The following is a 26,854-nucleotide window of genomic DNA, read 5'->3' on the forward strand; positions in this document are numbered from 1 at the left end:
ATCCAAGGAGACGCCCCGTGAACACCCTGGTCGAGCATCTGGCCAACTACGCCGCCTATCACCGCAATCCCCGCAATGTCGCCACGCATTTCATCGGTATCCCGATGATCGTGCTCGCCGTCACCACGCTGCTCGGGCGGCCCGCCATGCCGCTGGGCGACGGTGATGCGTACCTCACGCCGGCCATGGTGGTGTACGCATTGTCGTGCCTGTTCTATCTGCGCCTGTCGGCGGGATTCGGCGTGGCGATGGCAATCGTGCTGGCGCTGTTCCTGTATGCCGGAGCTCACCTTGCGGCGCTGCCGACGGGCGGGTGGCTGGCTACCGGCGTCGGCCTGTTCGTGGCGGGCTGGGTCATCCAGTTTGTCGGCCACTACTATGAAGGCCGCAAGCCCGCGTTCGTCGATGATCTGGTCGGACTGCTGATCGGGCCGCTGTTCCTCGTGGCGGAGACTGCTTTTGCCTGCGGGCTGGCAACCGGTACCCGCGATGCCATGATGGCGCGCGTGTCCTGATGCGGCAGCGGTCAGGCCATGCCTGCTGGCAGCCGCAGCCGCGCTGCCAGGCCGCCGAGCGCGCTGGTACCCAGCTCCAGTGATCCCTCATACATCGCTGCAATCTCTGTGACGATGGCCAGGCCGAGACCGCTGCCGGCGGCGGCTTCGTCGAGCCGCCCGAACCGGGCGGTGGCCAGTTCGCGTGCCTCGGGCGGCATGCCCGGGCCGTCATCTTCCACGAGCACCTCCAGCAACGCTGCTGTGTTGTCTTCGCGCAAGCGGATGCGTACCTGCGAGCGCGCCCACTGGCAGGCGTTGTCGAGCAGGTTGCCGAGCATTTCCACCAGATCCTGGCGGTCGCCCGCGAAGTGCCCTTCGCCTTCCACGCCGATCTCGAGTTGACGGGAACCATGCAGGCGCGTCAGGGCGCGCGTCAGCTCGCGTACCGCGGGGCCGGCCTCGATGCGCTGGCCACGTGCCGCCGCAGCGCCTGCTGCGCGTGCGCGGGCCAGGTGACGGTCGACCTGCCGGCGCATGGCGTCGACCTGGCGTGACACGGCCTCGGCAGCCGGGCCCGGCAGGCTGGCCGCCTCATTGGCAAGCACGGCCAGCGGTGTCTTTACTGCATGGGCCAGGTCCGCCGCCTGTCGTCGCGATCGCTCCAGCGCCTGCGCGTTGTGGTCGAGCAGCGTGTTGATTTCGCTGACCAGCGGCTCGACCTCGGTCGGCCAATTGCCGCCCAGGCGGCTCTCGCGCCGTGCCTGCATCGCAGACAGCGCTTGCCGCAGACGTTTGAGCGGCGCCAGCCCGAAACGCACCTGAGCAGCGACCGCCAGCATCAGGCCCATGCCAAGCGCACCGAGCGACCAGCCGAGCATGGTGTTGAACGCGCGCCGCGCGGCACGCAGTTCGGTGCGGTCCAGGGCCACGGAAACGTTCACCGGTGTGTCCGACGAAGCCAGGACGATGCTGCGCGACACCACCAGCAGCGACTGCTTGTTGGGTCCCTGACGGACTTCGGCAGGCGTTCCCGCAACGTTGTGCACGGCCTTTTCCGGCATTTCAGTGTCCCACAACGAGCGCGAACGCAGCAGCGCGCCGGGAGCTCGGGCTTGCCAGTAGGCGCCGGAATAGGGGAGTTCATAGCGCGGGTCCGCTGGCGCGCGTGTCAGCAGCAGCCGGCCGTCGGGGCTCCAGTCGAGCGCGGCGGTCAGGCTGGTGAGCTGGTGTTCCAGCTGGCGCACGTAGGTATCGTTGACGTGCCTCTCGAACAGCGTGGACAGCATCCACCAGCTTGCGCCGAGCGCCGCGGCCAGCCAGATGGCGGCCACGGCCAGCAGGCGCAGCGCGAGAGAGTTGCGCATGCGGAGCCTTAATTCCCGGTCGCAGGTGGCGGTCGCAGCCGGTAGCCCTGGCCGCGCACGGTCTCGATCACGTCCACACCGAGCTTGCGGCGTAGCCTGCCGACGAAGACTTCAATGGTGTTGCTGTCGCGGTCGAAGTCCTGCGCATAGATGTGTTCGGTCAGCGTGGTCTTGCTGACGATCGCGCCCGGATGGTGCATCAGATAGTCGAGCACCTTGAATTCGTGCGCCGTCAGCACCACGGCGGCGCCATCCACGGTCACGGTGCCGGCGCGCGGATTAAGCTGGACCGGTCCGCAGCTCAGTTCGGGGGCCGGCATGCCGTGCGCGCGGCGAATCAGCGCGCGGATGCGCGCCTGCAATTCTTCCATGCGGAACGGCTTGGCCAGATAGTCGTCGGCGCCCGCGTCGATGCCTTCGACCTTCTCTGTCCAGCTGTCGCGCGCCGTGAGAATCAGCACGGGAACGTTGACCTGCGCGGCGCGCCAGCGGCGCAGCACGGTCAGGCCATCCAGGCGCGGCAGGCCCAGGTCGAGGATGACGGCATCGTAAGGTTCGTTCGCGCCGAGATGCCAGGCGTCGAGCCCGTCTGCCGCCATGTCGACGGCGTAACCGGCCGCTGCCAGGCTCGCGTGAACCTGGCCGGCTAGCGTCGGTTCGTCTTCCACCAGCAGGATGCGCATGGTTCAGGGCTCCGTAGGCATCAGGGCTGCTTGCGCGCCTGGTCGAGGTTGCGGCCCTTTGCCTTGATCAGCGCGCCGGTGCGCGCATCGTATTCCAGCTTGGCCACCGAGCCGCCCGGCAGCAGCAGCTTGACCTCGTACTGCCAGATGCCGTCATCGCGGTCCAGTTCGACACCGATGACATCCCCCGCGTACTGCTGCGAGACCGCTTCGAGGATCCGCGACAGCGGCAGGATCTCCCCCGACTGCACCGCCGCGCGGGCGCGGTCGGCGTCCTTGTCGGCATGTGCCGGCGCGCCGATGCCAAGCGCGAGCGCCAGCGCTGCACCGGTCAGCGCGCGCGCGAGCGCAGGACGGCGCGCGTGGCGGAACCGGGTAGGGCGGAGGACGTGAAATGTCTTCATGGCCTGAAGTTTGCATCAAAACGCCTGAACGCAGGCTGAACGGATGCCTCAGCCAGCGTTCAGGTGCCGTTCACGACAATGCTTGCCAACCGTATCAGGAGTTCAGCCATGTCGCACCATCCGTCCCCCGCATCCCTGTCACAGTCCCTTTCACCATCCCCACGGCATTGCTCGCCGGACCGGCGCACAGCATTCCTGGCGGCTGGCGCGCTGTTTTCCGTGCTCTGCGTGTCGAGCGTTTTCTGGATGCATGTCGACCTGATCGCGCTGCTGCGCGAGTGGTCGCGCGCCGATGCAAACCTGCCGCTGATTGCGCTGGGCACCATGGCAGTTGGCCCGCTGATTGCCGCCTGGCTCGGCGAATAGGCCTTGAAAATAGGGTCCTGGCGCATGCAACGCGGCGCGCGCCGCCCCAATTTTCTTCCGCGAAAAGACGCGTAAGAACGCGAAAGTGGGGGGACGTAGTGCCTCTACGCGCTTCTGCTGAGGTATTGCTGCGACAAAACACGGGGTTTTCACGGGGTTTTAGCGTTTGCATGTATGAAAACCCTTTGATACACGGTCGTTTCCGCTATGATTCAGTGGGCGCCGGCAAGGGGTATGTGCAACGCAATGCGAAGCCTTCGAACAGCCGGCTCTGATCTGTTCAACTCTCGTATATCGATATGGCGACCAAAGCGAAACCGACCGCGAAGACGACTGCAACCAAGCCCGCTGCCAAGAAGGCTGCGGCAACGAAGGCACCCGTGAAGGCTGCCGCCAAGAAGGCCGCGCCGGCCAAGAAGGCTGCTCCGGCTGCCGCGGTGACCCCGCGCCCGCTGAAGGACACCTTCAACAAGTCGAGCCTGGTCGCTCACCTGGTAGCCCAGACCCAGCTGGAACCCAAGGCCGTGAAGACGGTGCTGGCCCATCTGGAAAACACCATCGTCAGCGCGCTGAACAAGAAGGGCGCTGGCGAATTCACGCTGCCGGGCCTGCTGAAGGTGACCGCGCAGCAAGTGCCGGCGAAGAAGAAGCGCTTCGGCAAGGACCCGTTCACCGGTGAAGAGCGTTGGTTCCCGGCCAAGCCGGCCAGCGTCAAGGTGAAGGTTCGCCCGCTGAAGAAGCTGAAGGACGCTGCTGCCTGATTGGCCAGTTGATCCGCGAAAAAAAGGAGCCGCTAGTCGGCTCCTTTTTTTCTTGCCCGATGCCGGGCAGCGCGCACGGTTGGCGATTTTCCGTCGACACGCTTCGCGAACTGGCTATGACTTAACCAAGGTCAAATTGCGCCCTTGGGCACGCGCCTAGAATCCAGATCGTCATGGGTGCGGGGGCGCTCCCCATGACAACGGCTCCCGGCGTCTTCCCGGAAGCCCGCCCGCCGCCAGCAATGGCTGCGGGCTTTCTTTCTTAGTGCGTCGCATCGCACTGGCAGGGCGTCAGCCGCCGACAATCTGCTTGGCGTAGCTGGCGCGCTCCATTTCGCGCACCTCGACGCTGATTTGCACGCTCTGTCCTTCCGCAGTGGCGGGGCGGACCGCCTCGGCAATGACATCGCAGACGGCCTGCCCAAGGGCGCGCCGCACGGCCAGCTCGCGGCCATCCAGGATCGACAGGCGTGCATGTACGAACGCGCGCTCCGCAGCCTCTACCCCCTGCCGAAACGTGGACAGCACGATGCAACGCGATTTGATGTCGGCTTCGCCGAATTCGCCGGATGCGAGCAGCGCGGCATTGGCCTCGTCGAGCAGTTCTTCGGGCGAACAGTTGAGACGCGTGTTTTCGGTAATTTCGATCACGAGGTGGGGCATGGCAGATCGGGGTGGGAACAGTACGAGCCGGACGCTGTGGAGAGCCGGGGCGAATCGTCATGATACGTGCATTCCGCAGCGTTGCTCCCGCCCGGCCCGTCTCCTGAGTTAAGCTTGCGTCGAAGACTGCGGCGTTGGATTCATCACAACAGCACACATGGAAACCATCAGCTTCGAAATTTTCCTGCGCCTGTTCTGCGGACTGCTCGCGGGTGCCGCGATTGGCCTCGACCGCAACCTGCGCGGCAAGGCCGCCGGCATGCGCACGCTGGGGCTGGTATCGCTCGGCGCGGCAACAGCGGTCTGCCTGGTGACGCAGTATGGACATCCGATGGACGCAATCTCGCGCGTGCTGCAGGGGCTGCTGACCGGCATCGGGTTTCTGGGAGTCGGTGTGATCGCGCGACATGGCGTGCACCAGCGCCCGCAGGGGCTGACCACAGCGGCGGCAATCTGGCTGTCGGCGATCCTCGGTGCGGCGGCGGGGGCAGGCTACTACGCGGTCGGCGGCCTGGCGCTTGTGCTCGGCATGTTGCTGCTGTGGATGGGCGGGCGCCTTGAAACGCGGCTGCATCGTGTGCTCGATCCGATCAATGGTGACAGGCACAACCATCGCGACAACGGCGATGCGGGGAAGCAGGCGAAGGGCAATGAACCCGACGACGACATCTGGCCCTGAAGCATCCAGGAAGCATTCCGGACAGGCGAATCGGGAACCTTGCGGCGTGACCCGGTGCCACACACGACAACGGTAGCGACATTCCGGCTTTCCTGCCGGTGCCGCCGCCATCCAAACATGCTCAGGAGGCCTCGCCATGAAGCCGATTACCCTGTTTGGCGCGCCGACGGATGTCGGCGCAAGTACCAGAGGCTGCACCATGGGCCCCGAAGCGCTGCGCATTGCCGACATCGTCCCCGCGCTTGCCAGGATGGGGCTCGATGTCCGCGATGCCGGCAATATCGCTGGTCCGGTGAATCCGCTTGCCCCACCGGTGCAGGGCCTGCGCCATCTCGATGAGGTAGTGGCGTGGAACCGCGGCGTGTTCGAGGCCAGCACGCGCATTCTCGAGGAGGGCCGGATGCCGGTCCTGCTTGGCGGTGACCACTGCCTGGCGGTCGGATCGGTCAGCGCAGTCGCCCGTCATTGCCGGGAGGCTGGCCGGAAGCTCGTCGTACTCTGGCTCGATGCCCATGCCGATGCCAATATCGGAACCAGTACGCCGACTGGCAACATGCACGGCATGCCGGTGGCCTGCCTGTGCGGCGACGGCCCCACGCCACTGACCACGCTTGGCGGCCAGCCACCGGCGGTACGCCCCGACGAAATCCGGCAAGTTGGCATCCGCAGCGTCGATGCGCAGGAAAAGCTGCGGCTGCATGCGCTGGGCCTCAAGGTGTTCGATATGCGCTATATCGACGAGTACGGCATGCGCCAGACCATGGAGCAGGCGCTCGCCGGCGTTGACGACGACACGCACCTGCATGTGAGCTTTGACGTCGATTTCATCGATTCGGCCATCGCGCCCGGCGTCGGTACGACGGTGCTGGGCGGACCCACCTATCGCGAGACGCAACTCTGCATGGAGATGATCGCTGATACGGGACGGTTGTCGTCGCTGGACGTCATGGAGCTCAACCCTGCCTGCGATGTGCGTAATGAGACAGCACGGCTGGTAGTCGATTTCCTGGAAAGCCTGTTCGGCAAGTCCACGCTCCTGCGGGCGCGCTGACGAGCGCTCCGCACGCCAAAAGCAAAAGGGGGCGCCATGGTGGCGCCCCTTGTGCATCGGGAATGGCTCGCTCAGGCGTGCAGTGCCGCAGCAGCGGTGGACTCCGCGGGCACGTTAAACCGGGTGGGTTCTTCGCGCGCAAGCCGCTGCAATTGCGCCAGTTTGGCACGCAGCCCTGCGTCGAGGCGCGGTGGCGGCATCAGCGTGGACGGGCAGGCCACGCCGAGGATGTCCAGCGCTCGCCGGAAGTTCTCGACGGTGAGGCCCTGCGCCGGATCGACGCTCACGAGGTGTTCGCGCTGCGTCTCACTCATTGAGTCGGCCGGCGCGCAGGACAGGATCACATAGGTGGAGGGCATGGCACGGCCTTCAAAGTACGCGGCAATCTCCGCACCGTGGCCGCCTGCTACGGCAGGCGTCATGCCTTCCACCTGCAGGTCCAGTTGCTGGAAGATGGCAGCAGGCGTGCCGCGCCGCCACGCGTCCGACACCACTACCCGTGCGCCCGCCAGGCCGAAGAGCCGGCGAATATAGCCGAGCGCAATGGGGTCGAAAAAATGGACATCGCGCAAAGTGCCCGAATCGGGAACCCCGCCGAGCCGGGCCTGAGACCGGTCGGAAAACAGTACGCCGGGTACGTCCAGCATGATGAGTCGTTCAGACATGATTTCCTTGGGGTTACACATCGGGTTGGTGTGAGCAAAGATTACCCGGCAACCTGATGGCTGCGCGTAACAGCGCCAGCCGCAAGTGAAACATATCTGTAACTTCCTCGCTGAACTCGTAAATGCCGGTTACCTCTCAATGTCAAATGTTTCCGGCAGACACATCTGTACTCCACTTTTATCCGGCGGCAGGAGCGGACATGCGCTACCTAGGACGGCGGACGGTTACGGGGCGCACTCCGGGGCCCGATCATTTGGCAGCAGCCCGATGTGAAGGTCAGGCTGCTGCTGACCTCGCGCCAGATTGCCGTGTTTTCTTGGGTGGCTGGGGCTGTCCTCATGGATGTCGAGGCGATAGCCATGTGCATAGACCACCGTGATCGAAATGCCGTTCTCGGGGCTGAGTCGCAACGTCTTGCGCAGGCGCGACATCAACCCGGCCAGCGCACGCGACAAGGGCGGCAGTTCATGGTGCCAGATGGCCTGTTCGATGCGGCGGTTAGCGAGTACGCGGCCGGCATTGGTGAACAGCAGCATGGCCAGGTCGAACTCCTTGGGCGTCAGTGTTATGCGCTCGCCGTGCAGCGTTGCGAAGCGGCCAACGCTGTTGAGCTGGTACGGGCCCGCGCGCGCCACCAGCCCCTGACGCTGACGGTCCCCTGTGGCGCGGCGGCGCAGCGCGGCCATTCGCGCCAGAAGGACGCGCGTACTCTGCGGACCGCTCAGGTAGTCGTCGGCGCCCGCGTCGAGCGCTTCGACGAGGGCTTCCTCGCTACCGTTGCCGCCCAGCATCATGATCGGCAGATCGCGCGAGCGCGCGCACCGTACCGTGCGGATGACGTCAATCGCCGCTGTGTCGGGCAGCTCGTCGTGGATCAGCAGCATATCGTACGAGGCCAGACTGACGCCCTGGATGAGCGCACGCGGGGAAGCAAAGACGTTGCATCGGAAGCCGGCGCGCGCCAGCAACTCGGGAACGGCTTTCAGATGCGCGGACTGACCGCTCAGCAGCGCGATATTCATGGGGTCATGCATACGGTGGCGGCGGGAATGAGATGAGTTGGGTTTTCCTGAAGGTACTGAGTCGAGAGCGTATAAAGGCAAACGCGGCGGAACAATCGGACAAATCCGATTCCGGCCGGAAAATTGCGCTAGCTCAGATGTGCGAGCTGGTTCGACCGAGGCGATGCCACGGAAGGCGTTTATCGCGCCGCAGCAGCGGCAAGGCGCCGCGCCACGCACATCGCTGTGCCAAAATAAGAACCATCGGAATCCGGTTCCGCGTGGCGGACACCAGGGAAGCCTGCACATGCTAAGCCCGAGCGTTGTCGCGACGGTCATCCTGATCTTTCACGTCATTGGCGTGCTGGCCGCATTGCACGCCGTGATGACCGTGCGCACGGCGCCCGGCGCCATCGCCTGGGCGGGATCGCTGGTGATGATGCCGTACCTCACACTGGTGCCTTACCTGATCTTCGGCAGGAGCCGTTTCGCCGGCTACGTCAATGCGCGCCGCTTCAACGACGACCGCCTGCGCGAAATCCGCCACGGCATGACCCCTGAAGACCGCGAGGCCCGCAGTGCCTGCGTGGTGCACGCGCCCGAGCCGGCCTGCATGCGCGCGCTTCCGCGGCTGACCGGCATGCCGTGTCTGGCCAACAACGATGTGCGCCTGCTGGTCAACGGCACGAATACGTTCGACGCCATCTTCGCAGCGGTGGCCGCTGCCAGGCAGGTGGTGATCGTGCAGTTCTTCATCGTCCATGACGATGTGCTCGGCCGACGCCTGCAGGCGTTGCTTTGCGAACGCGCGCAGGCTGGCGTGAAGGTCTACTTCCTCTACGACAGCATCGGTTGCCACGCCTTGCCGCGTGGCTATGTGAAGACCCTGATGGCGGCCGGCGTCGAGGCGCGTGCGTTCTCGACGCACCGCGGCTTCGTCAATCGCTTCCAGCTCAATTTCCGCAATCATCGAAAGCTCGTTGTCGTGGACGGGGCGCAAGCCTTCGTCGGCGGGCATAACGTCGGTGTCGAGTATCTGGGCGAGCGGCCGCCGCTGGCGCCGTGGCGCGACACCCATATCAGCCTGCGCGGCAGCGCCGTGCTGGATCTTCAGATGGCGTTTGCCGAGGACTGGTACTGGGCCGCGCGCGAAGTGCCATACCTGCTGATGCCGCCGCCTGACGTGGGCGGGCGCATGACCTGCCAGGTCGTGCCGACGGGCCCGGCCGACGCGCAGGAGACCTGCTCGCTGTTCTTCGTCGAGGCGATCCAGGCTGCGCGGCACCGGATCTGGATCACGTCGCCGTACTTCGTGCCGGACGAAGCGGTCTTTGCAGTACTGCGCCTGGCGGTACTACGCGGCGTCGACGTGCGTATCCTGATCCCCGCCAGGCCAGACCATCTCGTCGTGTTCGCAGCTTCCACGCTGTATGCGCATCAGGCAGTGGCCGCGGGGATCAAGCTGTATCGCTACCAGCCGGGCTTTCTCCACCAGAAGGTTATCCTGATCGACGACGACGCAGCGGCGGTCGGTACGGCGAACCTCGACAACCGCTCGTTCCGGCTGAACTTCGAGTTGATGGTGATGACGGCAGACCGCGAGTTCGCCAGCCAGGTCGCCGACATGCTGGAGGCGGATTTTGCGCAGGCGCGGCGCATCGGCGTAGACGAATTCCTGCGTGCGCCCGCGCCACTGCGCGTGGCGATGCACGTGGCAAAGCTGTTTGCGCCGATCCTGTAAGTGAGGTGTCGGGGAGCAGCGCCGCGCCCTATTGTGTACACTGTTCACTATTGGTTGGGAAAGACAAGAACAGTATGTACAGGGGGAAATCATGAGCGGGACTGCCTCAACGGTGCCGGCCCGCACGACGTATCGTCATGGCGACCTGCGCCGCGCGCTGCTGGAAGCTGGTATTGACCTGGCGCGCGAGGGCGGGCCTGATGCCATCGTGCTGCGTGAAGCCACGCGGCGCGCGGGCGTGGTGCCCAACGCAGCGTATCGTCATTTCTCCAGCCGGCAAGACTTGCTGCAGGCCGTGCGCGCGGCAGCGTTGTCCGCGCTCGCGATTGCCATGGAAGCTGAACTCGGAGGCCTGCGCCCGGCCAGTAGTGCGGCGGCGCTGGCGCGCGCGAGCTTGCGCGCCGTGGGGACGGGTTACCTGCGTTTTGCCCTGTCCGAACCTGGGCTGTTCCGTACAGCTTTTTCCGTGCCGGACCAGGTGGAAAACGATGCAGACCCCGCGAAAGCCGGCCACAGCGGGCTAAATCCCTTCCAATTGTTGTCGGCGGCACTGGACAGAATGGTCGAAGCGGGAATCCTGCCGGCCGCGCATCGGCCTGGCGCCGAATACCTGGCGTGGTCGGCCGTCCACGGCCTTGCCATGCTGGTGCTGGACGGCCCGTTGCGTGGCAGGGAGCCCGGAGAGGCTGCGGCGCTTGGCCAGCGTTTGCTGGACATGGTGGAGCGGGGACTCCAGGCAGCAAGCTGATTCAGGTAAAAAAATGCCACGATGGCGGGGACCATCGTGGCAGCGTAAGGAACCAGGACGGGGTCCCCCTGGCTCGTCGGGGCACCCGCGGGATGGGTGCACGGGCAAATCTATTCGGTTAGATCTCATAAGAAAATCGGATAAGTCCTAAATTTGTTCACGAATTGTGTCTTTGGGCCCAGAGTCTCTTTGCTTGCACATGTGGATTCGGGGGATCGGCTGGATGGCCAGACGGTCTAACAGATGTCAATCGGGCATCTCGCCCGGGACAAGTGATGGGTGGATCATGCGATACGCGCTCGGCAGCGTTTTCACGATGGCAGCACTAGTGGCCGGTTGCGCGGTCTACCCCGACTATTACGGCGCCGACTATCTCAGCTATCCGGCTTATCCGGTGGGCTCACCGTACTACAGCGGCTATCCGGTAACGCCTGGCTATCCCTACTACGGCCCAGGCTATGGCGGCTACTATGGGAGCTTCGCCTATGTCTATGGCGGAGGCCGATGCTGCTGGTATGGCGGACACCGAGGCTGGCACGGCTCCGGTGGCTGGCACGGGTCCGGTGGCTGGTATGGCGGCGGCCGGAGCGGTGGCCGTGGCGGCGGAGGTGGTCGCGGAGGTGGTCGTGGCGGAGGCGGCGGACATGGGCGGTAATGTCAAACGGGCAAAGGGCCGCTAGCCAGTGGGGCGGCTACCTGTGTGCACCCGGCACCGCCAGCAAAGGAGTCTTGCCATGCGCAAACCAGTACCCGAGAAAGCGCCAAAGGACAGTCGGCAACAGCCCAAGCGGGCGCCGACCGACGAGCGGATCGACCGCGAACTGGACGAAGCCCTGAAGGAAACTTTCCCTGCCAGCGACCCGATCGCCGTCGATACGGAAATGCCTCGTCCGTCGAAGACAACGTGACAGAACGGCTCGCGGACTAAGGCAACTGGCGCAGTTGCCCGATCACGGACATCAGCCGTCCGTGCGCGACGATGACGCCGGACTCGTCCTGCAGCGCTTCCTGGTAGCGCTTGCGAAACGCGCCGTCGCCCTTGTCGCTGAACAGCCGTTCGGTGGCCCGCGCTACTGCGCGGCACGTTTCATCATGGTGTTCCGGGGATTCGAGTTCCTCGTCGATTTCGATGATGAGCCGGGACAACGGGTCCAGCCAGCGGAAGAAATTGTCTTCCGTCACCAACTGCACGAACAAGCCTGCCGGGATGGGGCCGTTCAGGCGTTCGTACTCGCCGCGGTCATAGCCGATGACTTCCTTGTGAACCTGCAGCAACGCTGCGCGCAGGGCCTGAAGGCCCGAGCGGCGCGTTTCCTGGGTAGCTAGGAATTGTTCGTTGGGCATGCCCTTCTCCATGTTCATGGCCCGCGGGCAGGCAGCCCGCATGCGTCCATGAACGGACCGCCGGCGCCTGCCAGAAATTCAGGGCGCAACCGGGCCGTTCCCTGTCAATGCCCGGTGCGCCTGCCAGTATAGGCAGGGCGGCCAGCGCGCCGCGCTAGCGATATACCCGTATTGCCGGGTGCCTTCTACCTTAGGAGGTCATGAGGCGCGCACGACGTTCGGCCTTGCGCTTGGGCCGCGCTCCATCGAAAAAGATCGCGCATAGTTCGTCGATGATCTTTTCCGCAGAGCCCTTCCTGGGATTGAACCAGGTCTGCGCGGACGTGATCGCACTCAGCACAAACACGCGGCACAACGCAATGTCGACGTCCTCGCGCAACTGGCCTTCGTCGCGCAGGTCTTCCAGCAAACGGCTCCAGAATGCCTGATGCTTTTCGCGCCGCTTGATCACGCGTTCGCGTACGCTGTCGGGCAACTGCGCCAGCAGCCTGCCGTGGGCCAGCGCATAGTCGCCATACTGGATCAGCGCGCTCATCTGCCCCAGCAGCGCGGCCCGGAAACGTTGCTCCGCGTCGGCGTCGGGCGGCAATGCATCGAGATGATCCTGGATGTGCCGGATGATGCTCGCTGCGCCGTGCTCCATGACCGTATCCACCAACTCCTCCTTCGATGAGAAGTGGTAGTAGATGCTTGCGGCTTCAATGCCGGCCTGGTCGGCGATATAGCGCATCGACGTGGCCGAATAGCCTTGCGTGCCGAACGCGCGCGCGGCAAGGCGCATCAGCTTTTCCCGTGTGTCCACGGTAGCGGTGTTGAGCTGGCGTTTCGTCATGGCAGCGTGAGTTGAGTGAACGGAGTGGGCGATGGTCAGGTGACTGAGCGGACGTGATACTACAGCTGCTACTGCCATTTCTCCATGAAGTGGCAGGCGACAACCGGCAGGCGCGCCGCTGGCATCGTGCGTGATGGGTTAACCCTCATGGAAATATCCCGGCATGGCAACCAGACTCTACCTAACGTTCGTCAGGTTAGAATAGCGCAGATTTTCGCGTTCCGGTTCCGCATCGACACGAGACCCGCGCATCCGCAGTCTGGAGCCTCCATGACCGATTCCCCGCAAGTCACCATGACCCTGGAGCGCGGCCTCCGCGTGCTGCGCGCCTTCCGCGCCGAACGCGCACCGCTGAGCAACAGGCAGCTCGCGCAACGGACGGGGCTATCGAAATCGACCGTCTCGCGCCTGACCAGTACCCTGATCCATATGGGCTTCATTCGCCGTGCCGCCGGTGGGCCAGAGTTTGAACTGGCCTCCGGGTCGCTGGGCATCGGCCATGCCTATCTGGAGACCAATCCTGTCACGCGGCTTGCCAGCCCGTTCATGCAGCAGCTTGCCGACCGGCTCAATGTGTCGGTCGCGCTGGCGGTGCCCGACAACCTCGACATGCTGTATCTCGCCTACCGGACCAGCGCACGGATTGCCACGCTGCGGCTTGGCGTGGGCTCGCTGCTGCCGATGGGAGTGACGGCAATTGGCCGGGCGTGGCTGTGGGGCTTGGCGGATGATGTGCGGCAAGACTATATCGCTTCGATTCTGGAGGCGGCAGGCCCGCAGGCCTCGGATGTCCGGCAAGGCATCGAATCCGCATTCGACGACTTGCAGGCGACCGGCGCATGCATGGCAGTCGGCGAATACCAGCACAATGCCTACGGAATCGCGTTGCCGGTCAGGGTGGGGCGTGCCGGCACGCTGATGGCGCTGAACTGCGGCGCGGTCGAACTGGCTCCCGATATCGCCGCGCTGCGGCGGCGCATCGTGCCGGAACTCAAGGACGCTGCCGTGGAGTTGATGGCACTGCTTCGCGACGTCTAGACCGGGACATAGTGTCTGCTGCGGGGCCCGCTGCGACCCCGGCGTGTTTCGGGCGCCAACGCGGAACCGCAAACGTGCCGTACTTTGGAACGAAAGCGGAGGGACGCGCCGCTCCGACAGCCAGTGCTGTATGCGGACGGAAGAAACACGCAGCCGCGCTCGGCTCAGCGCTGTTTCAAAGTACGGGACGAAGTCGCACGGAGATTGACGTGCAAAGGCGCAGGGACGACCCTCATTGCATGGTTGCGCCGGCCAAGGATGCAACGTAATGCGCCAGATGGGGCGCCGATCCCATCCGCGGCGCCTTGGTTTCCCGAGGGCGTGCCCCTCTAGTTTGTCCGCTTCGCACGCCCCGTTTCTTTTCATGGCCACCTAACGCCACGGCATGCCCGAAAGGCGGGGCCACAACCGCCCTCTTGAAAGCCGCATTGAGCGGTCGATGCCCAGCCTTCGCGCGGTCATTGGATGTGAGATGACTTCAACGGCGGCTGATCGTCAATTTCATGACATAAGCGTAATTATGTCTAAAAAATATTGCCGTCTATTGTAAAGTTAACGTAATACGTAGTAAAACATGATTATGGTGGAGACTCGGGCTGCGCTTAGGCGGGGCACGGTGCCCCGCCGCGAAACGGCTGCGATCCCAAGGCCGTCAGTGTGGGTGTGCCGATATATCCACTCGGTTGATACGCTCCAAATCCTCGAAATGCGGTCGGGACGCGCGGCGACCGAAACAGTCATCGCCAATTTGAAGCCAGCGCGTACGCGCTGCTGCTCCGGCCGATGAGAAAAAAGAAAAGAGGGAAATGACTTTCGACATTTCGCCAGGCGGCATGGCTGGCGAAATCGCAGCGAGCATGAATTACCGATCGATTGTTACGCTCGCAAGCCTTGCGCTTGCCGCTTGCCTCCCGGCACCTATCACTATTTGGTGAGGGTTTCCCAACCAATGGAGATTCACTTGTCACGACCCGGACGGTAAAATCTGTGCCGACCTTTTAGCGCCGGCACCGAGAATGCATACCCATTACGATAATCTGAAGATTTCTCGTGACGCCCCGCCGGAGGTCATTCGTGCGGCATACAAGGCATTAAGTCAAAAGCATCATCCGGATCGCAACCATGACTCGCCTGAATCTCACCGGGTCATGACGATTATCAACACCGCTTACGAGGTTTTGATGAATCCGGCAAAGCGTGCGCAGCATGATGCGTGGATTCTGTCGCAGGAAAAGGCGAAAGCGGGCGCGACTGCAAATGCCGGCCAGCGTGCGAGACCTGCTTCGACCGCGCCGGGGACGTCCACGGATCCGGCGTCCCGAAGCGGTAGCGGTGCGCGACAGGCGCCTCCTGCGGATTCCAGTGCATCGCGCAAGAACGGGGACAGCGAGGATGCAGTGAATCCGGCAGGCGCCAGCACTGCCTCCAAGGCGTTGTTTGTATTGGTGGCGGCAGGGGCTGCGATTTATCTGATCATCCCGACGTCGCGCCAATCGACGGATGGCCCCCGGCAGACAGAGGGCTGGACGCCTTCGGTCTCGACCATTGCCGCCATGACGGGTGAGCCGCGTGCCGCGGTCGTGACGCCAACCAAGTCGCCTGCGCCGCTGCCCCAGTACGCGCGCAAGCCTACCGCGCCGAACGGCCAGGCCTGGCCCGCGTGGAGCAGCTATATTCCGGGCTACCCCATCCGCAAGACCGGAGGGTTGTCGTCATTGACTGTCGACAATTCCCGCAATCCTTCGGATGTCTTCCTGAAAGTGTTTTCCCTTGGTGGTGGCGATACCATCCCGGTGCGTTTTGCGCTGATCAAGGCTGGCACGTCATTCGAGTTTTCCAATATCGAGCACGGCAGTTTCGATGTTCGCTACATGGACCTGGATACGGGAAAAATTGCCAAATCGAACCCGTTCGAACTCGAGGAGGTAGCGGAAGGCAACGGCACGCGATACAGCCGGATGTCGCTGACGCTTTATCCGGTGCGCAACGGCAATACCCAGGCGCAGGAAATCGAAGAAAGCGAGTTCTAGAGCCGCAGAAAAAGGCCCGCCTGGCACGGGCCGGTCAACGCAACCCGATGCATGGCGGGCGTCGCAGTTGGCGCGTTGTACCCGGATCTGGACGGCTTCAAGCCTTCGCGGAAGCCGACTGAGCAATCCCCGCGATTTGGTCAACGGAAACCGGGCAAGAGCCGAAGCCCTTGCCCGTACGAGCCACATCTAACAACGGCCTTTCTTGTCGGTCCTCAGACCAGTGCCGGATAGTCGGTATACCCCTCGGCGCCCGGATGGTAGAACGTCTCCGGCCGGGGCTCGTTGAGCGATGCGTCGAGCTCGAGGCGGCGCGGCAGGTCCGGGTTGGCGATGAAGAGTTGACCGAATGCGACGGCGTCGGCTTCGCCGGTGGCCAGCACATGTTCAGCGGTCTGCTTGGTCATTTTCTCGTTGGCGATATAGACACCGCCGAAAGCCGCTTTCAGTGCCGGGCCCAGGCGATTGTCGCCGAGTGCCTCGCGCGCGCAGATGAACGCGATGCGGCGCTTGCCCAGTTCGCGGGCCACGTAGCCGAAGGTCGCCGCCAGATCGGAATCGCCCATCGAATGCACGTCGCCGCGCGGCGACAGGTGCACGCCGACGCGGTCAGCACCCCACACGTCGATGCACGCGTCGGTGATCTCGAGCAACAGCCGCGCGCGGTTCTCGATCGGGCCGCCATAGGCATCCGTGCGCTGGTTGGTCGAGTCCTGCAGGAACTGGTCGAGCAGGTAGCCGTTGGCGCCGTGGATTTCAACGCCGTCGAAGCCGGCCTTCTTGGCATTTTCGGCACCGTGCCGGTAGGCCGCGATCACGCCCGCGATTTCGTCGGTTTCCAGTGCGCGCGGCGTGACGTAGGCGCGCTTCGGGCGCACCAGGCTCACATTGCCTTGTGCCGCGATCGCGCTCGGCGCCACGGGCAGTTCGCCGTCGAGGAAGATCGGGTCCGAGATCCGGCCGACGTGCCAGAGCTGCATGAAAATGCGGCCGCCGGCGGCATGGACCGCGTCGGTCACGTGTTTCCAGCCCGCGACTTGCTCGTCGGTCCAGATGCCCGGCGTGTCGGCATAGCCGACGCCTTGCGGCGTCACCGCCGTGGCTTCCGAGATGATCAGGCCGGCGGACGCGCGCTGCACGTAATACTCGGCCATCAGCGCGTTCGGCACACGTTTGCCGCCGACAGCGCGCGAGCGCGTCAGCGGCGCCATGATGACGCGGTTGGGCAGGTCGAGGTCGCCGATGCGGATGGGATCGAAGAGGGTAGGCATGAGGTCTGGCTTTTCGTATGGGTGGAGGAGTGCACAGCAGTGCGTTGGCAACGACGCCGAAAGCGCCATGCCGGTACGAACTCAAAGGTCCTGGTGAATATGGTCGAGGAACGCCTGAATGGTCTCTTCGTCGCGCTTGAAGAAGACCCATTGCCCGATGCGCCTGGCCCGGATCAGCCCGGCACGCTGGAGCGTGGCAAGGTGCGCCGACACCGTCGACTGCGACAGACCGCAATGCGTGTCGATCAACCCGGCGCAAACGCCCATGTCGAGCGGGTGTTCCTGCGCGGAGAAATACGCCTCCGGCGTTCGCAACCAGGCGAGTATCTTCCGCCGCATGGGATTGGCCAGGGCCTTGTGGATCGCATCGACGTCAATCTCGGGCTTCGCAGAGGCGGAGTCCGGCGCACGTTGTTTCGGTGATTCACGAACCATATATCGGGAGGAATCAAAATGTATATCGTGACTATACGATACACGTGCGAAGCCTGCATGACCCCTCGCTGGGTGGGGTTTTCGTTTCAAAAGCCGATATGGGAAACCTACTTCGCGAGCTTGCTGTCGATGCGCTCCAGGCGCAGTTCGATCGTGCTCAGGCGACCGTCGATCGAATCCAGGCGCGTGTTGATTTTCTCAAGCACCTTGTCGTTGACTTCGAATTTTCCGGTGATGCGCTTGTCCATCTCCTGGATCTGGACGTTGAGCGGAGCGGTACCGCGGTCGACCTTGTCCTGCGTACTGGACGACAGGTAGGTGAGAGCGGCAAAGATCGCCGCGGAGACAGCGGCGCAAGCGGTGCCGATCATGACCCACGGGATCCTGTTCTCTGCAGGTTTCTCCGCATTCAAGCCGCCAGCGGCGGCAACATAGGCCGCAATCAACTCCGGTGATACCCCCTCGTCGTTGCGATAGCGACGGAACTTGCGCGTATGCGCGAGCCTCGGGTCAGCGCTGCCGGATTCATCTGCGACTCGCTTGTCGTCATGGTCGTGTGCGGCGGTCATGGTCATATTCTAAGCGCAGGGCTGGCACTCCCCCAATGCTGGTGCCGTGTCGCCCACCGGAAAGACGGCCATTCTGGCACTTGCCCTCCAGGCCTGACACCGTAAAACCCTGAGACCGCCGCGCTCGCTTTAACCCACCCGCAGCATATGCTTCTGGATCTTCCCGCTTGTGGTCTTCGGCAGCGCCTCCATGAAGTGGTAGCGCCTCGGCCGTTTGTACGCGGCCAGGCGGTCGCCTTGCAGCAGGAATGCATCGAGCTGCTCGGGGCTGACGCTGGATTCGGGGCGCGTGACGACATACGCCCCGACCACCTGTCCCCAGGTGGCATCGGGTTCGCCGAGCACCGCAACTTCCAGCACCGCGGGGTGTTCGATCAGCGCGTCTTCCACCTCGCGCGGGTAAACGTTCTCGGCGCCCGAGTTGATCATGTAGTCGATGCGGTCGCGGATCCAGAGGTAACCGTCCTGGTCCAGGCTGCCCAGGTCGCCAGTGTGATACCAGCCGTGGGCCAGCGCCCGGGTGTTGGCGTCGGGGCGGTTCAGGTAGCCGCGCATCATGCAAGGCCCGCGCACCAGCACTTCGCCGACTTCACCGGGGTCGCACGGCTGCGACGGGTCGGTCGGCTCGCCGTCGTCGCGCAGGCGCGCCACCACAAGGTCGTGGCCCAGTGACGGCAGGCCTGCCGAACCGGCGTGGCTCAGTTGCTCGTGCGGGTAGAGCACCGACATGCAAGGACCCATCTCGGTGGCGCCATAGACCTGCACCAGGCCAGCGCCGATCTTGCGGTTCCATTCGCGGATAAGGTGCGGCGCCATGGATGCGCCGCCATATTCCGCCAGTCGTAGCGACGACAAGTCACGCCGCTCCGTATCGGGATGGTTCAGCAGCATGCCGACCATGGTTGGTGCGGCGAAGAAATGCGTGACACGCTCGGCCTCAACAAGTTGCCATGCCTCGCCGGCGTCGAAGCGCCGCTGCAGCACCTGCGTGGCACCAAGCTGCAGCCGTGGCAGGAAGCTGGTGTGCAGCTCGGCGGTGTGGTTGAGCGGGGCCACCGACAGGCCCACGTCCTCGCGTGTCAGGCCCATCGCCTGATGCATCATCGCGTTGTGGAACAGCTTGCTGCGGTGCGTATGCACGACGCCCTTGGGCCGGCCCGTGGTGCCGCTCGTGTACATGAGGATGCACGGATCGTCTTCATGCACGATGACATCCGGCGCCGTGGCGGGCTGGCCGGCAGCCAGTGCAGCGAGATCGTGCGTGGCAAACGACGGCGCCTCGCCGTCGTCGGCGTAGATCAGCAGCGGGGTGCCAGCCGCCTGGGCCGCGGCTTTCTCGGTGACTGATGCGACTTCCTGCTCGAACACCAGCGCGCGGGCATTGCCGTCGTTCAGGATATAGGCGAGTTCCTGCGCGGCCAGCCGGTAGTTGACCGGGTTGAACACGGCGCCGATGCGCGCGCAAGCGAGCAGCGTGAAGACAAAGGCCGGCGTGTTGTAGAGAAAGGCCGCCACGACGTCGCCCTTGCCGATCCCGAGCGAGAGCAGGGCGTTGGCATGCCGGTTGACCTCCGCATCCAGTTCTGCATAAGTCCACGCGCGCCGCGCAGTGCCCAAGCCGGTCACCAGCGCAGTCTTGCGCGGCAGGTAGCGGGCGGGCCAGGAAAGGGTGTCGCCAAGGGTAAGGCCGTCAGTCAACGTTGTACTCCGCGGGGCCGTGGCAGGATGCCGGCACGGCCGTCTTGTTTCGAATGAGCCGGCAACTATAAGGCGCTCATTACACGGGAGTGAAATAACGATTCGCTCTTTCCTTATGCAGGAAGCTTCACGTGCGGGGCGGGCGGTGCGGGATCTGTGTTGGATATGCGCATCGAACCGGCGCCTTTGGGGCGTGTCAGGCCAGGGAAGCTGGCCTGAACCCGGACGGCATGGCAAACTCCGCGGCCGGTACGGTTGTTGCTACGCAGCAGGGCAACCGGCCGCATAGACAGAACAAACATCAAAAAAGACATTACCCCACATTGTGGGAGGAGACGCTGCGATGCCTGTGAAGGATCATTACCTTTCCGACGCGCCCCCGCGTGAGGAAATCGACACTCTGCAAGGTCCGGCGCTGCTGGAGTTCGGCACCGACTGGTGCGGCTATTGCCAGCGCGCCCAGCCTGCATTGGCGCAGGCCTTTGCCTCGTATCCGGACGTGCGGCATATCAAGGTGGAAGACGGCAGCGGCCGCCCGCTTGGCCGCTCGTTTCGCGTCAAGCTGTGGCCCACGCTGGTGTTCCTGCGCGATGGCCGGGAGGTGTCGCGCCTCGTCAGGCCGAGCGATGCCGCAGCCATCCTGGAGGCCATGGCCGCTATCGCCTGAGCGCACCGGGAACACCTTGCGGAGTCTGCCGCAATCATAAGCGTGCTGGCAATCCCCGCTTCAGGAGGGAACAAGTTTTGCTCATTCAGGCCGATTCTCCGAAGGGCGATACCTGCGGTGTGGCAGCGCACCCATGGGCGCCTGGTTCCTGAATCCGGTGCCGGTCCGCTTCGCATGCCAGCGGGCGGCCAGCCAACCTTAAGCATTGAAAATGAGCGCCGACAGCCCAGAGCAGCGACCAACCGTCCTCGTCGTCGACGACATACCGGAAAACATTGCCGCCATGGTGGCAATGCTGCAGGACCAGTACCGTGTGCGCGTAGCCAACCGCGGCGCCAAGGCGCTGCAACTGGCCGCGTCGTCGGCGCCGGACCTGATCCTGCTCGACGTTTCAATGCCCGAGATGGATGGCTACGAAACGTGCCGCCATCTCAAGGCGAATCCGGCCACGGCCCACGTCCCGGTCATCTTCCTGACCGCGCGCACCGATGAACTGGATGAAGCGCGCGGCTTCGAGGTCGGCGCCGTCGACTACATCATGAAGCCGGTGAGCCCACCGGTGGCGCGCGCACGCATTGCCAGCCAGCTCGCGCTCAAGCAGGCGCACGATTTCCTGCGCGACCGCTCGGCTTATCTCGAAGCGGAGGTGCAGCGGCGCACGCGCGAGATTACCCAGATCGAAGATGCCACCATCATCGCACTGGCGGCACTGGCCGAAACCCGAGACAACGAGACCGGCAACCATATCCGCCGGACCCAGCACTACGTGCGGGCCCTGGCGCGCGCGCTGCGCAATGACCCGCGCTTCAGCGCGCAACTCGACGACAGGACGATCGACCTGCTGTTCAAGTCCGCGCCGCTGCACGATATCGGCAAGGTCGGCATTCCGGACCGCATCCTGCTCAAGCCCGGCAAGCTGACCGCGGAAGAGTTCGAAGTCATGAAGTCGCACACCATGCTGGGCCGCGACGCCATTGCCGACGCCGAAGCCCAGTGCGGCACGCGCAATTCCTTCCTGCGCTACGCGCGGGAGATCGCCCACTACCACCATGAAAAGTGGGATGGCACCGGCTATCCGGAAGGACTTGCCGGCGATGACATCCCCGTCGCGGCGCGCCTGATGGCGCTCGCCGATGTCTATGACGCGCTGATCTCCCGGCGCGTCTACAAGCCGGCCTTCTCGCATGAGGAGTCCGTGCGCATCATCATGGAAGGCCGCGGCCGGCATTTCGACCCCGGCATGGTCGATGCATTCCACAGCATCGCCGACGAATTCCACGCCATTGCCCTGCGCTTTGCCGATCCTGAACACGAGCCGCAGCGCGATTTGTTGCCCGCCATCTGAATGATTTCCAAGCCTAATCCACCCGCAGGCTTCTGGCTGCGCAGCTCCCTGCTTGCCTACGGGGCCTTGCTGATCCTCGCGGTCTGGCTCGTGGCGTTTGCTGCCATGTCGATGGTGCGCCAGAACGAGCAGGTGAGCGTCGGGGCACGCCTGGGCGCGACCGTCAACACTACCGCGCGCCAGCTCGAAACCTGGGCCAGCGAGCAGCGCCGTCGCGCGGTGTCGATGAGCACGCTCGACGATACGATCCGCCTTGCCCGGCCCTTGCTGGCCAATGGTGCCGATCCCAGTCCCGAGCGCGTCCAGGAGTTCGTCAACTGGATTACGCCGCTGTACCGCTCCAACGGCTACATCGGCTACGGCCTGATCTCGATGGACAACCGCATCATTGTCTCGGATCTGGTCGAGCGCAACGGACAGCCGCTGCAGCCCGAAGCCGCCGCGGCAGCCACACGGGCGCGCGAGAACGGCGCATCGCTGTCCGCGCCATATCCGGGCCCTGTATTGACGGACGGGCCGGTTGGCCCGGTGGGCCGCAGTCCGTTCCAGATCGTGTGCTCGCGCCTGTGGGACAACGACCGTGTCGTTGGCGCGCTGTGCCTGCGTATCGACCCGTATGCGGTGATGCTGCAGATCCTGAAGGCCGCACGCTTTGGCAACACCGGCGAACTCTATGTGATCGACCGCGACGGCCGCCTCAATTCGCCGAGCCGCTTCGATGAAAGCCTGGTCGGGCAAGGCCTGCTGCCGCCCGGCGATGCGTCCATGTTCAACCTGCGCGTACGCGTGCCGCACGACCTCGGCGACGGCCGGTGGCGTGTCGACGACGACGCACCGCTCACGCGCATGGCGCAGCAGGTGCTGCATTCGGAAGCCCTGCAGGTATCGTTCGGCTACCTGGATTACCGCGGCCAGCGCGTGGCCGGCGCCGGACTCTGGATACCGGCGCTGGGCAGCGGCCTGATCCTGGAGCAGGACATGGAGGAAGCGCTCAGCTCCTACCTGTCCACGCGTACCGTGGTGGCGAGCATGGCGGCGGCGATCATGCTGCTGATCGGCGTGGCTGCGTGGGCCCTGCGCAAGAGCCAGCACCGCCTTGCACAGAGCGAGGAAAGGCTGCGCGCCTTGCTGGACCACTCGCCCGCGATCATGCACCTGAAGGACCGCAACCACGCGTTCCTGCAGCTCAATCCGTCGATGGAGAAGTTGCTGGGCCTCAAGCGCGACCAGGTGTTCGGCAAGACCGACCGCGAGCTCGCGGTCATGCCCGATGGCACCCAGGAGCGCTGGGAGATCGAAGCGCGCGTGATGGCCACCGGCCGCGCGGAAGAGCAGATCTACGCCATGCAAACGCCAGAAGGCTCGCGCGAGCTGCGCGTCATGCGGTTCCCGGTGCACGATCCGACCAGCAATGCGGTGGTCGGCGTAGGCGCGGTGGGCATCGACATCACGGACCAGGAGCGTGCCAACCGCGAGCTGAAGGAGATGTCGCAGACGCTCGAGCACAAGGTGTGGGAGCGTACGCGCGAGCTTGCCGTTGCCAACGCGGAACTGGCCAAGGCCAAGCACGAGGCCGAGTCGGCCGCGCAGGCCAAGGCGAGCTTCCTCGCCAACATGAGCCATGAAATCCGCACGCCGATGAATGCGGTGATCGGCATGGCGCATCTGGCGCTCAGTACGCAGCTCGATCCGCAGCAGCGCGACTATGTCGAGAAGATCCAGCGTTCGGGCCAGCACCTGCTCGGCATCCTGAACGACATCCTCGACCTGTCGAAGATCGAGGCCGGCAAGCTGGACATCGAGCAGATCGATTTCTCGCTGGAGCGCCTGCTGCGCACGGTGGGTGACCTGGTCAGCGAGCGCGCTGCCGCCAAACAACTCGAGCTTGTGGTCGACGTGCAGCCCGACGTGCCGGACTCCCTGCGCGGCGATCCGCTGCGCATCCGGCAGGTGCTGATCAACTTCACCACCAATGCGGTCAAGTTCACCGAGCGCGGCGAGATCGTCATCCGCGTGGCGCGCTGCGCCGGCGAGCACGCCGAATCGCGGGTCCGGTTGCATTTCGAGGTGCGCGACACGGGCATTGGCATCGACGCCGACGCCATTCCACGCCTGTTCCGCAGTTTCGAACAGGCCGACAGCTCCACCACGCGGCGCTATGGCGGCAGCGGGCTGGGGCTGGCCATCAGCCACCGGCTGGTGACGCTGATGGGCGGCACCATCGGCGTACAGAGCGAGGTCGGCAAGGGCAGTACGTTCTGGTTCGACCTGTCGCTGCTGCCCGGCACCAAGCGCGCGCCGGCGCTACTGGTGCAACCGGAACTCGCCGGGCGACGGCTGCTGGTAGTGGACGACCACGGCTATGCGCGCCAGGTGATCGGATCGATGCTGCGCGGGTTCGGGTTCCGTGCGGACGAAGTCGAATCGGGCGAGAAAGCGCTGTCCGCGATCCAGCATGCGGATGCCGTTGCCGATCCCTACCACGCCGTGTTCATCGACTGGCGCATGCCGGGTCTGGACGGTATCCAGACCGTGCGCAGGCTGGCGGCCATGTCGCTGCAGAGCCAGCGCCCGCGCCCGCTGATGATTACCGCCAACGGGCGCGAGGAAGTCGTTCGCGAAGGCGAGCGCAACGGGTTCGAGACCACGCTGCACAAGCCGGTCAGTCCCTCGGTGCTGTTCGACGCCACCATGCGCGTGCTGGCCTCGGAGCCGGGACGCATGGCCGACAAGGGCGCACCGCGTTCCGTCACCGGGCCGAGCTGGACGTTGCCGCACGCACGCGTGCTGCTCGTCGAAGACAACGAGATCAACCGCGAGGTGGCCACGCACCTGCTCCAGCAGGCCGGCATCACGCCCGATACGGCCGAGAACGGTGCGATCGCGCTCGAACTGCTGGCCGTGCAGGACTACGACCTGGTGCTCATGGACATGCAGATGCCGATCATGGACGGCTTCGAGGCTACACGCCACATCCGCGCCAACCCGCGGCTGGCGTCGATGCCCGTGGTGGCGATGACGGCCAATGCCTTGCCCGAAGACCGCAACCGTTGCCTGGCTGCCGGCATGGACGACCACATCGCCAAGCCCATCAGCCCCGCCACGTTCTTCACGACGCTGCACCGTTGGCTGACTGGCGCGCCGGCGAGGACGGGGGGGAGCTTGTACGATGCGGCCTGGCACGAGAACGTGGCGAATCCGGTGACCGAGATCATCGAAGTGGTCGAGCCGGTAGCTGAAGAGGCTGTGCCGGACTGGATGCAGGCACTGGCGGGCACGGGCCTGCTCGACGTTGAGGGCGCGGTCGCCCGTGTCGGCGGGCGGATCGACACGTTCCGCCAGTTGCTGGGACGCCTGCTGTCCGGCTACGCCCAGACGCCGCAGCAGATCGGTGCATTGCTGCAGGCCGGCGAACGTGCCGAGGCCGCGCGGCTTGCGCATGCGCTCGCGGGGCTGGCCGGCAATCTCGGCGCCAGGCAGGTGGCGGGCGCCGCCGCGTCGCTGGAATGCACGCTGATGGGCATGGCGGCAGAAGATGCATCTGTGCTGCTGAATGGTCTGGAACAGGCGCACGCGAGCCTGTGCATGGCGCTGCGCCAGTACCTGCCTGCGGAAACACCCGAACCCGCTGCGCCGGTTGCCACCCAGGCGACCAGCACGGCGGACGTGCTAGACCGGTTGCGCCGCCAGCTTGCGGACGGGGCCAGCGAAGCCAGCCTGACGCTTGCGGCCAATCGTCAGCGACTCGCCGACGTGCTGGAAGAGGACCGTTTCCGTCGCCTGTGCGAGGCGGTAGAGAACTATGACTACGAGAGTGCTGTGGAGGTGCTGGCGGATAGCGCCGGCTAAGCCTGGCAATGCAGGCTTCCGCCGCATGGACAGACCGTCATGACGACAACGCCGCGCGCTGCGCGGTTGGCTACATGCCCCGGAACTGCGGCTCCCGTTTCTCCCGGAATGCGGCGAGTCCCTCGGCCCTGTCATGCGAGGCGGCATACAGGCGCACCAGGTCCCGCTCGCGCCGCATCGCCGCGGCCTGAGACTGGTTTGGCGCGTCCCGCAGCGCGACCTTCCCTTCGTGCAGGATGACCGATGCGGCGACTTCGTCTTCCGTGAATTCGGAGCGAACGGGATACACGGCCACCTGGCGCACCGCCGGGTGGCTCAGGAGGATCGTTTCGACCTCGTAGGCGGAGATGTTCTCGCCGCGCCGGCGGATCGCATCTTTCTTGCGATCGGTGAAATAGAGATAGCCGTCCTGGTCGAAATAGCCGCGGTCGCCGGTGTGGAACCAGCCGTTCAGGTGGGCCGCGGCCGTCGGGCATGTAACGCAGAAAGACCCGGTCGCCGGATATCTCCGCGCGTCGAGCGATGATCGCCGACATGGTCCAGCGCCGGATATCGCCGAACACGCCGGCGACGTCGATAGTGGCCTCCTTATGCCTCCTTGTCTTCGTTGTGCAGCGACACAGGAGACGATTGTCGCAATGGAGGTAGCATTGGCGACTAGCCGGATTGGGTAGTGCGGGAGAAGCTGGCAGCGCGCCCGGCGGGGCGCTGGCGGCAATGGAGGACTTCTAGCGTACGCTCAACGGTCCAGCTCCTGTCCCACCATCATCCGATGTCCATCCGGCGTAGCGAGCGCCATTTCACGCATGCCCCATGGCTTGTCGGCGGGCGGCTGCGCGATGATGGCGCCGCGCGATGCCAGTTCGGCATGCAGTGCGTCGATATCGTCCACGTGGAAGTACGCGAAGTAGCTGTGGTCGCCAGTCTGCGATGGCGGGAGAGCATCGGGGCAATGCCCGAGCATGACGCGCACGCTGCCGCGGCTGAGCGCGCGCCAGTTGTTGCCGTCCTGCCAGTCCGTGGAAAAACCCAGCGCGTTCTCGAAGTACGCAGCGCTGCGGGCGAGATCGGGTACTGCGAGAACGTAGGCGTAGGCACGCAGGTCGGTTGGCTGGGGCATGCGGCATTCCTTCTGTATGCGGGCAAGGATGC

The 26,854-nt window shown here is 64.7% G+C and carries 27 protein-coding genes and 1 pseudogene; 14 read left to right on the plus strand and 14 right to left on the minus strand.

What is annotated here, in order from left to right:
• Window positions 1–17 precede the first annotated feature (17 nt).
• Window positions 18–515 (plus strand): Mpo1 family 2-hydroxy fatty acid dioxygenase, encoded by a 498-nt coding sequence (locus KHO41_RS03295; RefSeq protein ID WP_211951873.1) that lies wholly within the window; start codon window positions 18–20, stop codon window positions 513–515.
• 11 nt (window positions 516–526) lie between these two features.
• Here the strand turns inward: KHO41_RS03295 and KHO41_RS03300 are convergent, their stop codons facing one another.
• The 3 genes from KHO41_RS03300 to KHO41_RS03310 are packed head-to-tail and all read right to left on the minus strand — an operon-like array spanning window position 527 to window position 2,948.
• Window positions 527–1,861 carry a sensor histidine kinase gene (locus KHO41_RS03300; RefSeq protein WP_211951874.1) on the minus strand — a complete coding sequence of 445 codons (1,335 nt, stop codon included), beginning with the start codon at window positions 1,859–1,861 and terminating at the stop codon, window positions 527–529.
• An 8-nt stretch (window positions 1,862–1,869) separates the two neighbouring features.
• Window positions 1,870–2,544, minus strand: coding sequence for a response regulator transcription factor (locus tag KHO41_RS03305; RefSeq protein ID WP_211951875.1), 675 nt, complete (start codon window positions 2,542–2,544; stop codon window positions 1,870–1,872).
• 20 nt (window positions 2,545–2,564) lie between these two features.
• The gene (locus KHO41_RS03310) at window positions 2,565–2,948 is read right to left on the minus strand and encodes a PepSY domain-containing protein (RefSeq protein ID WP_211951876.1); all 384 of its coding nucleotides are present in this window, start codon (window positions 2,946–2,948) and stop codon (window positions 2,565–2,567) included.
• 108 nt (window positions 2,949–3,056) lie between these two features.
• Here KHO41_RS03310 and KHO41_RS03315 point away from each other — a divergent pair, with 108 nt between their 5' ends.
• Together KHO41_RS03315 and KHO41_RS03320 are read left to right on the plus strand one after the other, a co-directional pair.
• Entirely contained in the window at window positions 3,057–3,314 is a 258-nt protein-coding gene (locus tag KHO41_RS03315) for a hypothetical protein (protein ID WP_211951877.1), read from the plus strand.
• 299 nt (window positions 3,315–3,613) lie between these two features.
• Window positions 3,614–4,075 carry an HU family DNA-binding protein gene (locus KHO41_RS03320; RefSeq protein WP_211951878.1) on the plus strand — a complete coding sequence of 154 codons (462 nt, stop codon included), beginning with the start codon at window positions 3,614–3,616 and terminating at the stop codon, window positions 4,073–4,075.
• 291 nt (window positions 4,076–4,366) lie between these two features.
• On the opposite strand, the gene KHO41_RS03325 is transcribed toward KHO41_RS03320, so the two are convergent.
• Window positions 4,367–4,738 (minus strand): 5-carboxymethyl-2-hydroxymuconate Delta-isomerase, encoded by a 372-nt coding sequence (locus KHO41_RS03325; RefSeq protein ID WP_211951879.1) that lies wholly within the window; start codon window positions 4,736–4,738, stop codon window positions 4,367–4,369.
• Between the two features lie 157 nt (window positions 4,739–4,895).
• Between KHO41_RS03325 and KHO41_RS03330 the strand changes: the two genes are divergently transcribed.
• Together KHO41_RS03330 and rocF are read left to right on the plus strand one after the other, a co-directional pair.
• On the plus strand, window positions 4,896–5,417 hold the full coding sequence (locus KHO41_RS03330) for an MgtC/SapB family protein (protein ID WP_211951880.1): 522 nt from the start codon (window positions 4,896–4,898) through the stop codon (window positions 5,415–5,417).
• Between the two features lie 136 nt (window positions 5,418–5,553).
• Window positions 5,554–6,468, plus strand: a complete 915-nt coding sequence (gene rocF / locus KHO41_RS03335) for an arginase (protein WP_211951881.1) — start codon at window positions 5,554–5,556, stop codon at window positions 6,466–6,468.
• 71 nt (window positions 6,469–6,539) lie between these two features.
• Here rocF and KHO41_RS03340 read toward each other — a convergent pair whose 3' ends face one another.
• Together KHO41_RS03340 and KHO41_RS03345 are read right to left on the minus strand one after the other, a co-directional pair.
• Window positions 6,540–7,133, minus strand: coding sequence for an HAD domain-containing protein (locus KHO41_RS03340; RefSeq protein WP_211951882.1), 594 nt, complete (start codon window positions 7,131–7,133; stop codon window positions 6,540–6,542).
• 225 nt (window positions 7,134–7,358) lie between these two features.
• On the minus strand, window positions 7,359–8,156 hold the full coding sequence (locus tag KHO41_RS03345) for a response regulator transcription factor (RefSeq protein ID WP_211951883.1): 798 nt from the start codon (window positions 8,154–8,156) through the stop codon (window positions 7,359–7,361).
• Window positions 8,157–8,442: 286 nt separating this feature from the next.
• On the opposite strand from KHO41_RS03345, the gene cls reads away from it, so the two are divergent.
• The 4 genes from cls to KHO41_RS03365 all read left to right on the plus strand — a co-directional run bounded on the left by cls (window position 8,443) and on the right by KHO41_RS03365 (window position 11,532).
• Window positions 8,443–9,876, plus strand: a complete 1,434-nt coding sequence (gene cls / locus KHO41_RS03350) for a cardiolipin synthase (RefSeq protein WP_211951884.1) — start codon at window positions 8,443–8,445, stop codon at window positions 9,874–9,876.
• A gap of 91 nt (window positions 9,877–9,967) precedes the next feature.
• Window positions 9,968–10,624 carry a TetR/AcrR family transcriptional regulator gene (locus KHO41_RS03355; RefSeq protein ID WP_211951885.1) on the plus strand — a complete coding sequence of 219 codons (657 nt, stop codon included), beginning with the start codon at window positions 9,968–9,970 and terminating at the stop codon, window positions 10,622–10,624.
• A 286-nt stretch (window positions 10,625–10,910) separates the two neighbouring features.
• Window positions 10,911–11,279, plus strand: a complete 369-nt coding sequence (locus KHO41_RS03360; RefSeq protein WP_211951886.1) for a hypothetical protein — start codon at window positions 10,911–10,913, stop codon at window positions 11,277–11,279.
• Window positions 11,280–11,358: 79 nt separating this feature from the next.
• Window positions 11,359–11,532, plus strand: coding sequence for a hypothetical protein (locus tag KHO41_RS03365; protein ID WP_211951887.1), 174 nt, complete (start codon window positions 11,359–11,361; stop codon window positions 11,530–11,532).
• A 16-nt stretch (window positions 11,533–11,548) separates the two neighbouring features.
• Here KHO41_RS03365 and KHO41_RS03370 read toward each other — a convergent pair whose 3' ends face one another.
• Both KHO41_RS03370 and KHO41_RS03375 read right to left on the minus strand, forming a co-directional pair.
• Complete coding sequence (locus KHO41_RS03370; protein WP_211951888.1) at window positions 11,549–11,968, minus strand: hypothetical protein; 420 nt, start codon at window positions 11,966–11,968, stop codon at window positions 11,549–11,551.
• Window positions 11,969–12,158: 190 nt separating this feature from the next.
• Window positions 12,159–12,800 (minus strand): TetR/AcrR family transcriptional regulator, encoded by a 642-nt coding sequence (locus tag KHO41_RS03375; protein ID WP_211951889.1) that lies wholly within the window; start codon window positions 12,798–12,800, stop codon window positions 12,159–12,161.
• A 270-nt stretch (window positions 12,801–13,070) separates the two neighbouring features.
• On the opposite strand from KHO41_RS03375, the gene KHO41_RS03380 reads away from it, so the two are divergent.
• Together KHO41_RS03380 and KHO41_RS03385 are read left to right on the plus strand one after the other, a co-directional pair.
• Entirely contained in the window at window positions 13,071–13,838 is a 768-nt protein-coding gene (locus KHO41_RS03380) for an IclR family transcriptional regulator (RefSeq protein ID WP_211951890.1), read from the plus strand.
• A gap of 1,016 nt (window positions 13,839–14,854) precedes the next feature.
• The gene (locus KHO41_RS03385; protein ID WP_211951891.1) at window positions 14,855–15,868 is read left to right on the plus strand and encodes a J domain-containing protein; all 1,014 of its coding nucleotides are present in this window, start codon (window positions 14,855–14,857) and stop codon (window positions 15,866–15,868) included.
• Window positions 15,869–16,083: 215 nt separating this feature from the next.
• On the opposite strand, the gene KHO41_RS03390 is transcribed toward KHO41_RS03385, so the two are convergent.
• The 4 genes from KHO41_RS03390 to KHO41_RS03405 all read right to left on the minus strand — a co-directional run bounded on the left by KHO41_RS03390 (window position 16,084) and on the right by KHO41_RS03405 (window position 19,841).
• Window positions 16,084–17,139 carry an alkene reductase gene (locus KHO41_RS03390; RefSeq protein WP_211951892.1) on the minus strand — a complete coding sequence of 352 codons (1,056 nt, stop codon included), beginning with the start codon at window positions 17,137–17,139 and terminating at the stop codon, window positions 16,084–16,086.
• Window positions 17,140–17,220: 81 nt separating this feature from the next.
• On the minus strand, window positions 17,221–17,574 hold the full coding sequence (locus KHO41_RS03395) for an ArsR/SmtB family transcription factor (RefSeq protein WP_211951893.1): 354 nt from the start codon (window positions 17,572–17,574) through the stop codon (window positions 17,221–17,223).
• 107 nt (window positions 17,575–17,681) lie between these two features.
• The gene (locus KHO41_RS03400) at window positions 17,682–18,143 is read right to left on the minus strand and encodes a hypothetical protein (RefSeq protein ID WP_211951894.1); all 462 of its coding nucleotides are present in this window, start codon (window positions 18,141–18,143) and stop codon (window positions 17,682–17,684) included.
• A gap of 129 nt (window positions 18,144–18,272) precedes the next feature.
• Entirely contained in the window at window positions 18,273–19,841 is a 1,569-nt protein-coding gene (locus tag KHO41_RS03405; protein WP_211951895.1) for a fatty acid--CoA ligase, read from the minus strand.
• A gap of 343 nt (window positions 19,842–20,184) precedes the next feature.
• On the opposite strand from KHO41_RS03405, the gene KHO41_RS03410 reads away from it, so the two are divergent.
• From KHO41_RS03410 to KHO41_RS03420, 3 genes are all read left to right on the plus strand, one after another.
• The gene (locus KHO41_RS03410) at window positions 20,185–20,508 is read left to right on the plus strand and encodes a thioredoxin family protein (protein WP_211951896.1); all 324 of its coding nucleotides are present in this window, start codon (window positions 20,185–20,187) and stop codon (window positions 20,506–20,508) included.
• Between the two features lie 211 nt (window positions 20,509–20,719).
• Window positions 20,720–21,853 (plus strand): response regulator, encoded by a 1,134-nt coding sequence (locus tag KHO41_RS03415; protein ID WP_211951897.1) that lies wholly within the window; start codon window positions 20,720–20,722, stop codon window positions 21,851–21,853.
• Window positions 21,854–25,702, plus strand: a complete 3,849-nt coding sequence (locus tag KHO41_RS03420; RefSeq protein ID WP_211951898.1) for a response regulator — start codon at window positions 21,854–21,856, stop codon at window positions 25,700–25,702.
• 205 nt (window positions 25,703–25,907) lie between these two features.
• On the opposite strand, the pseudogene KHO41_RS41630 reads toward KHO41_RS03420, so the two are convergent.
• Together KHO41_RS41630 and KHO41_RS03430 are read right to left on the minus strand one after the other, a co-directional pair.
• A pseudogene (locus KHO41_RS41630) lies at window positions 25,908–26,171 on the minus strand (AMP-binding enzyme); the annotation flags it as partial.
• Window positions 26,172–26,441: 270 nt separating this feature from the next.
• A complete protein-coding gene (locus KHO41_RS03430) occupies window positions 26,442–26,822 on the minus strand; it encodes a bleomycin resistance family protein (RefSeq protein ID WP_244873694.1) in 381 nt (126 codons plus the stop codon).
• Window positions 26,823–26,854 lie beyond the last annotated feature (32 nt).

The sequence above is a fragment of the Cupriavidus numazuensis genome, assembly GCF_905397435.1.
In the GTDB taxonomy this organism is placed as follows: Bacteria; Pseudomonadota; Gammaproteobacteria; order Burkholderiales; family Burkholderiaceae; genus Cupriavidus; species Cupriavidus numazuensis.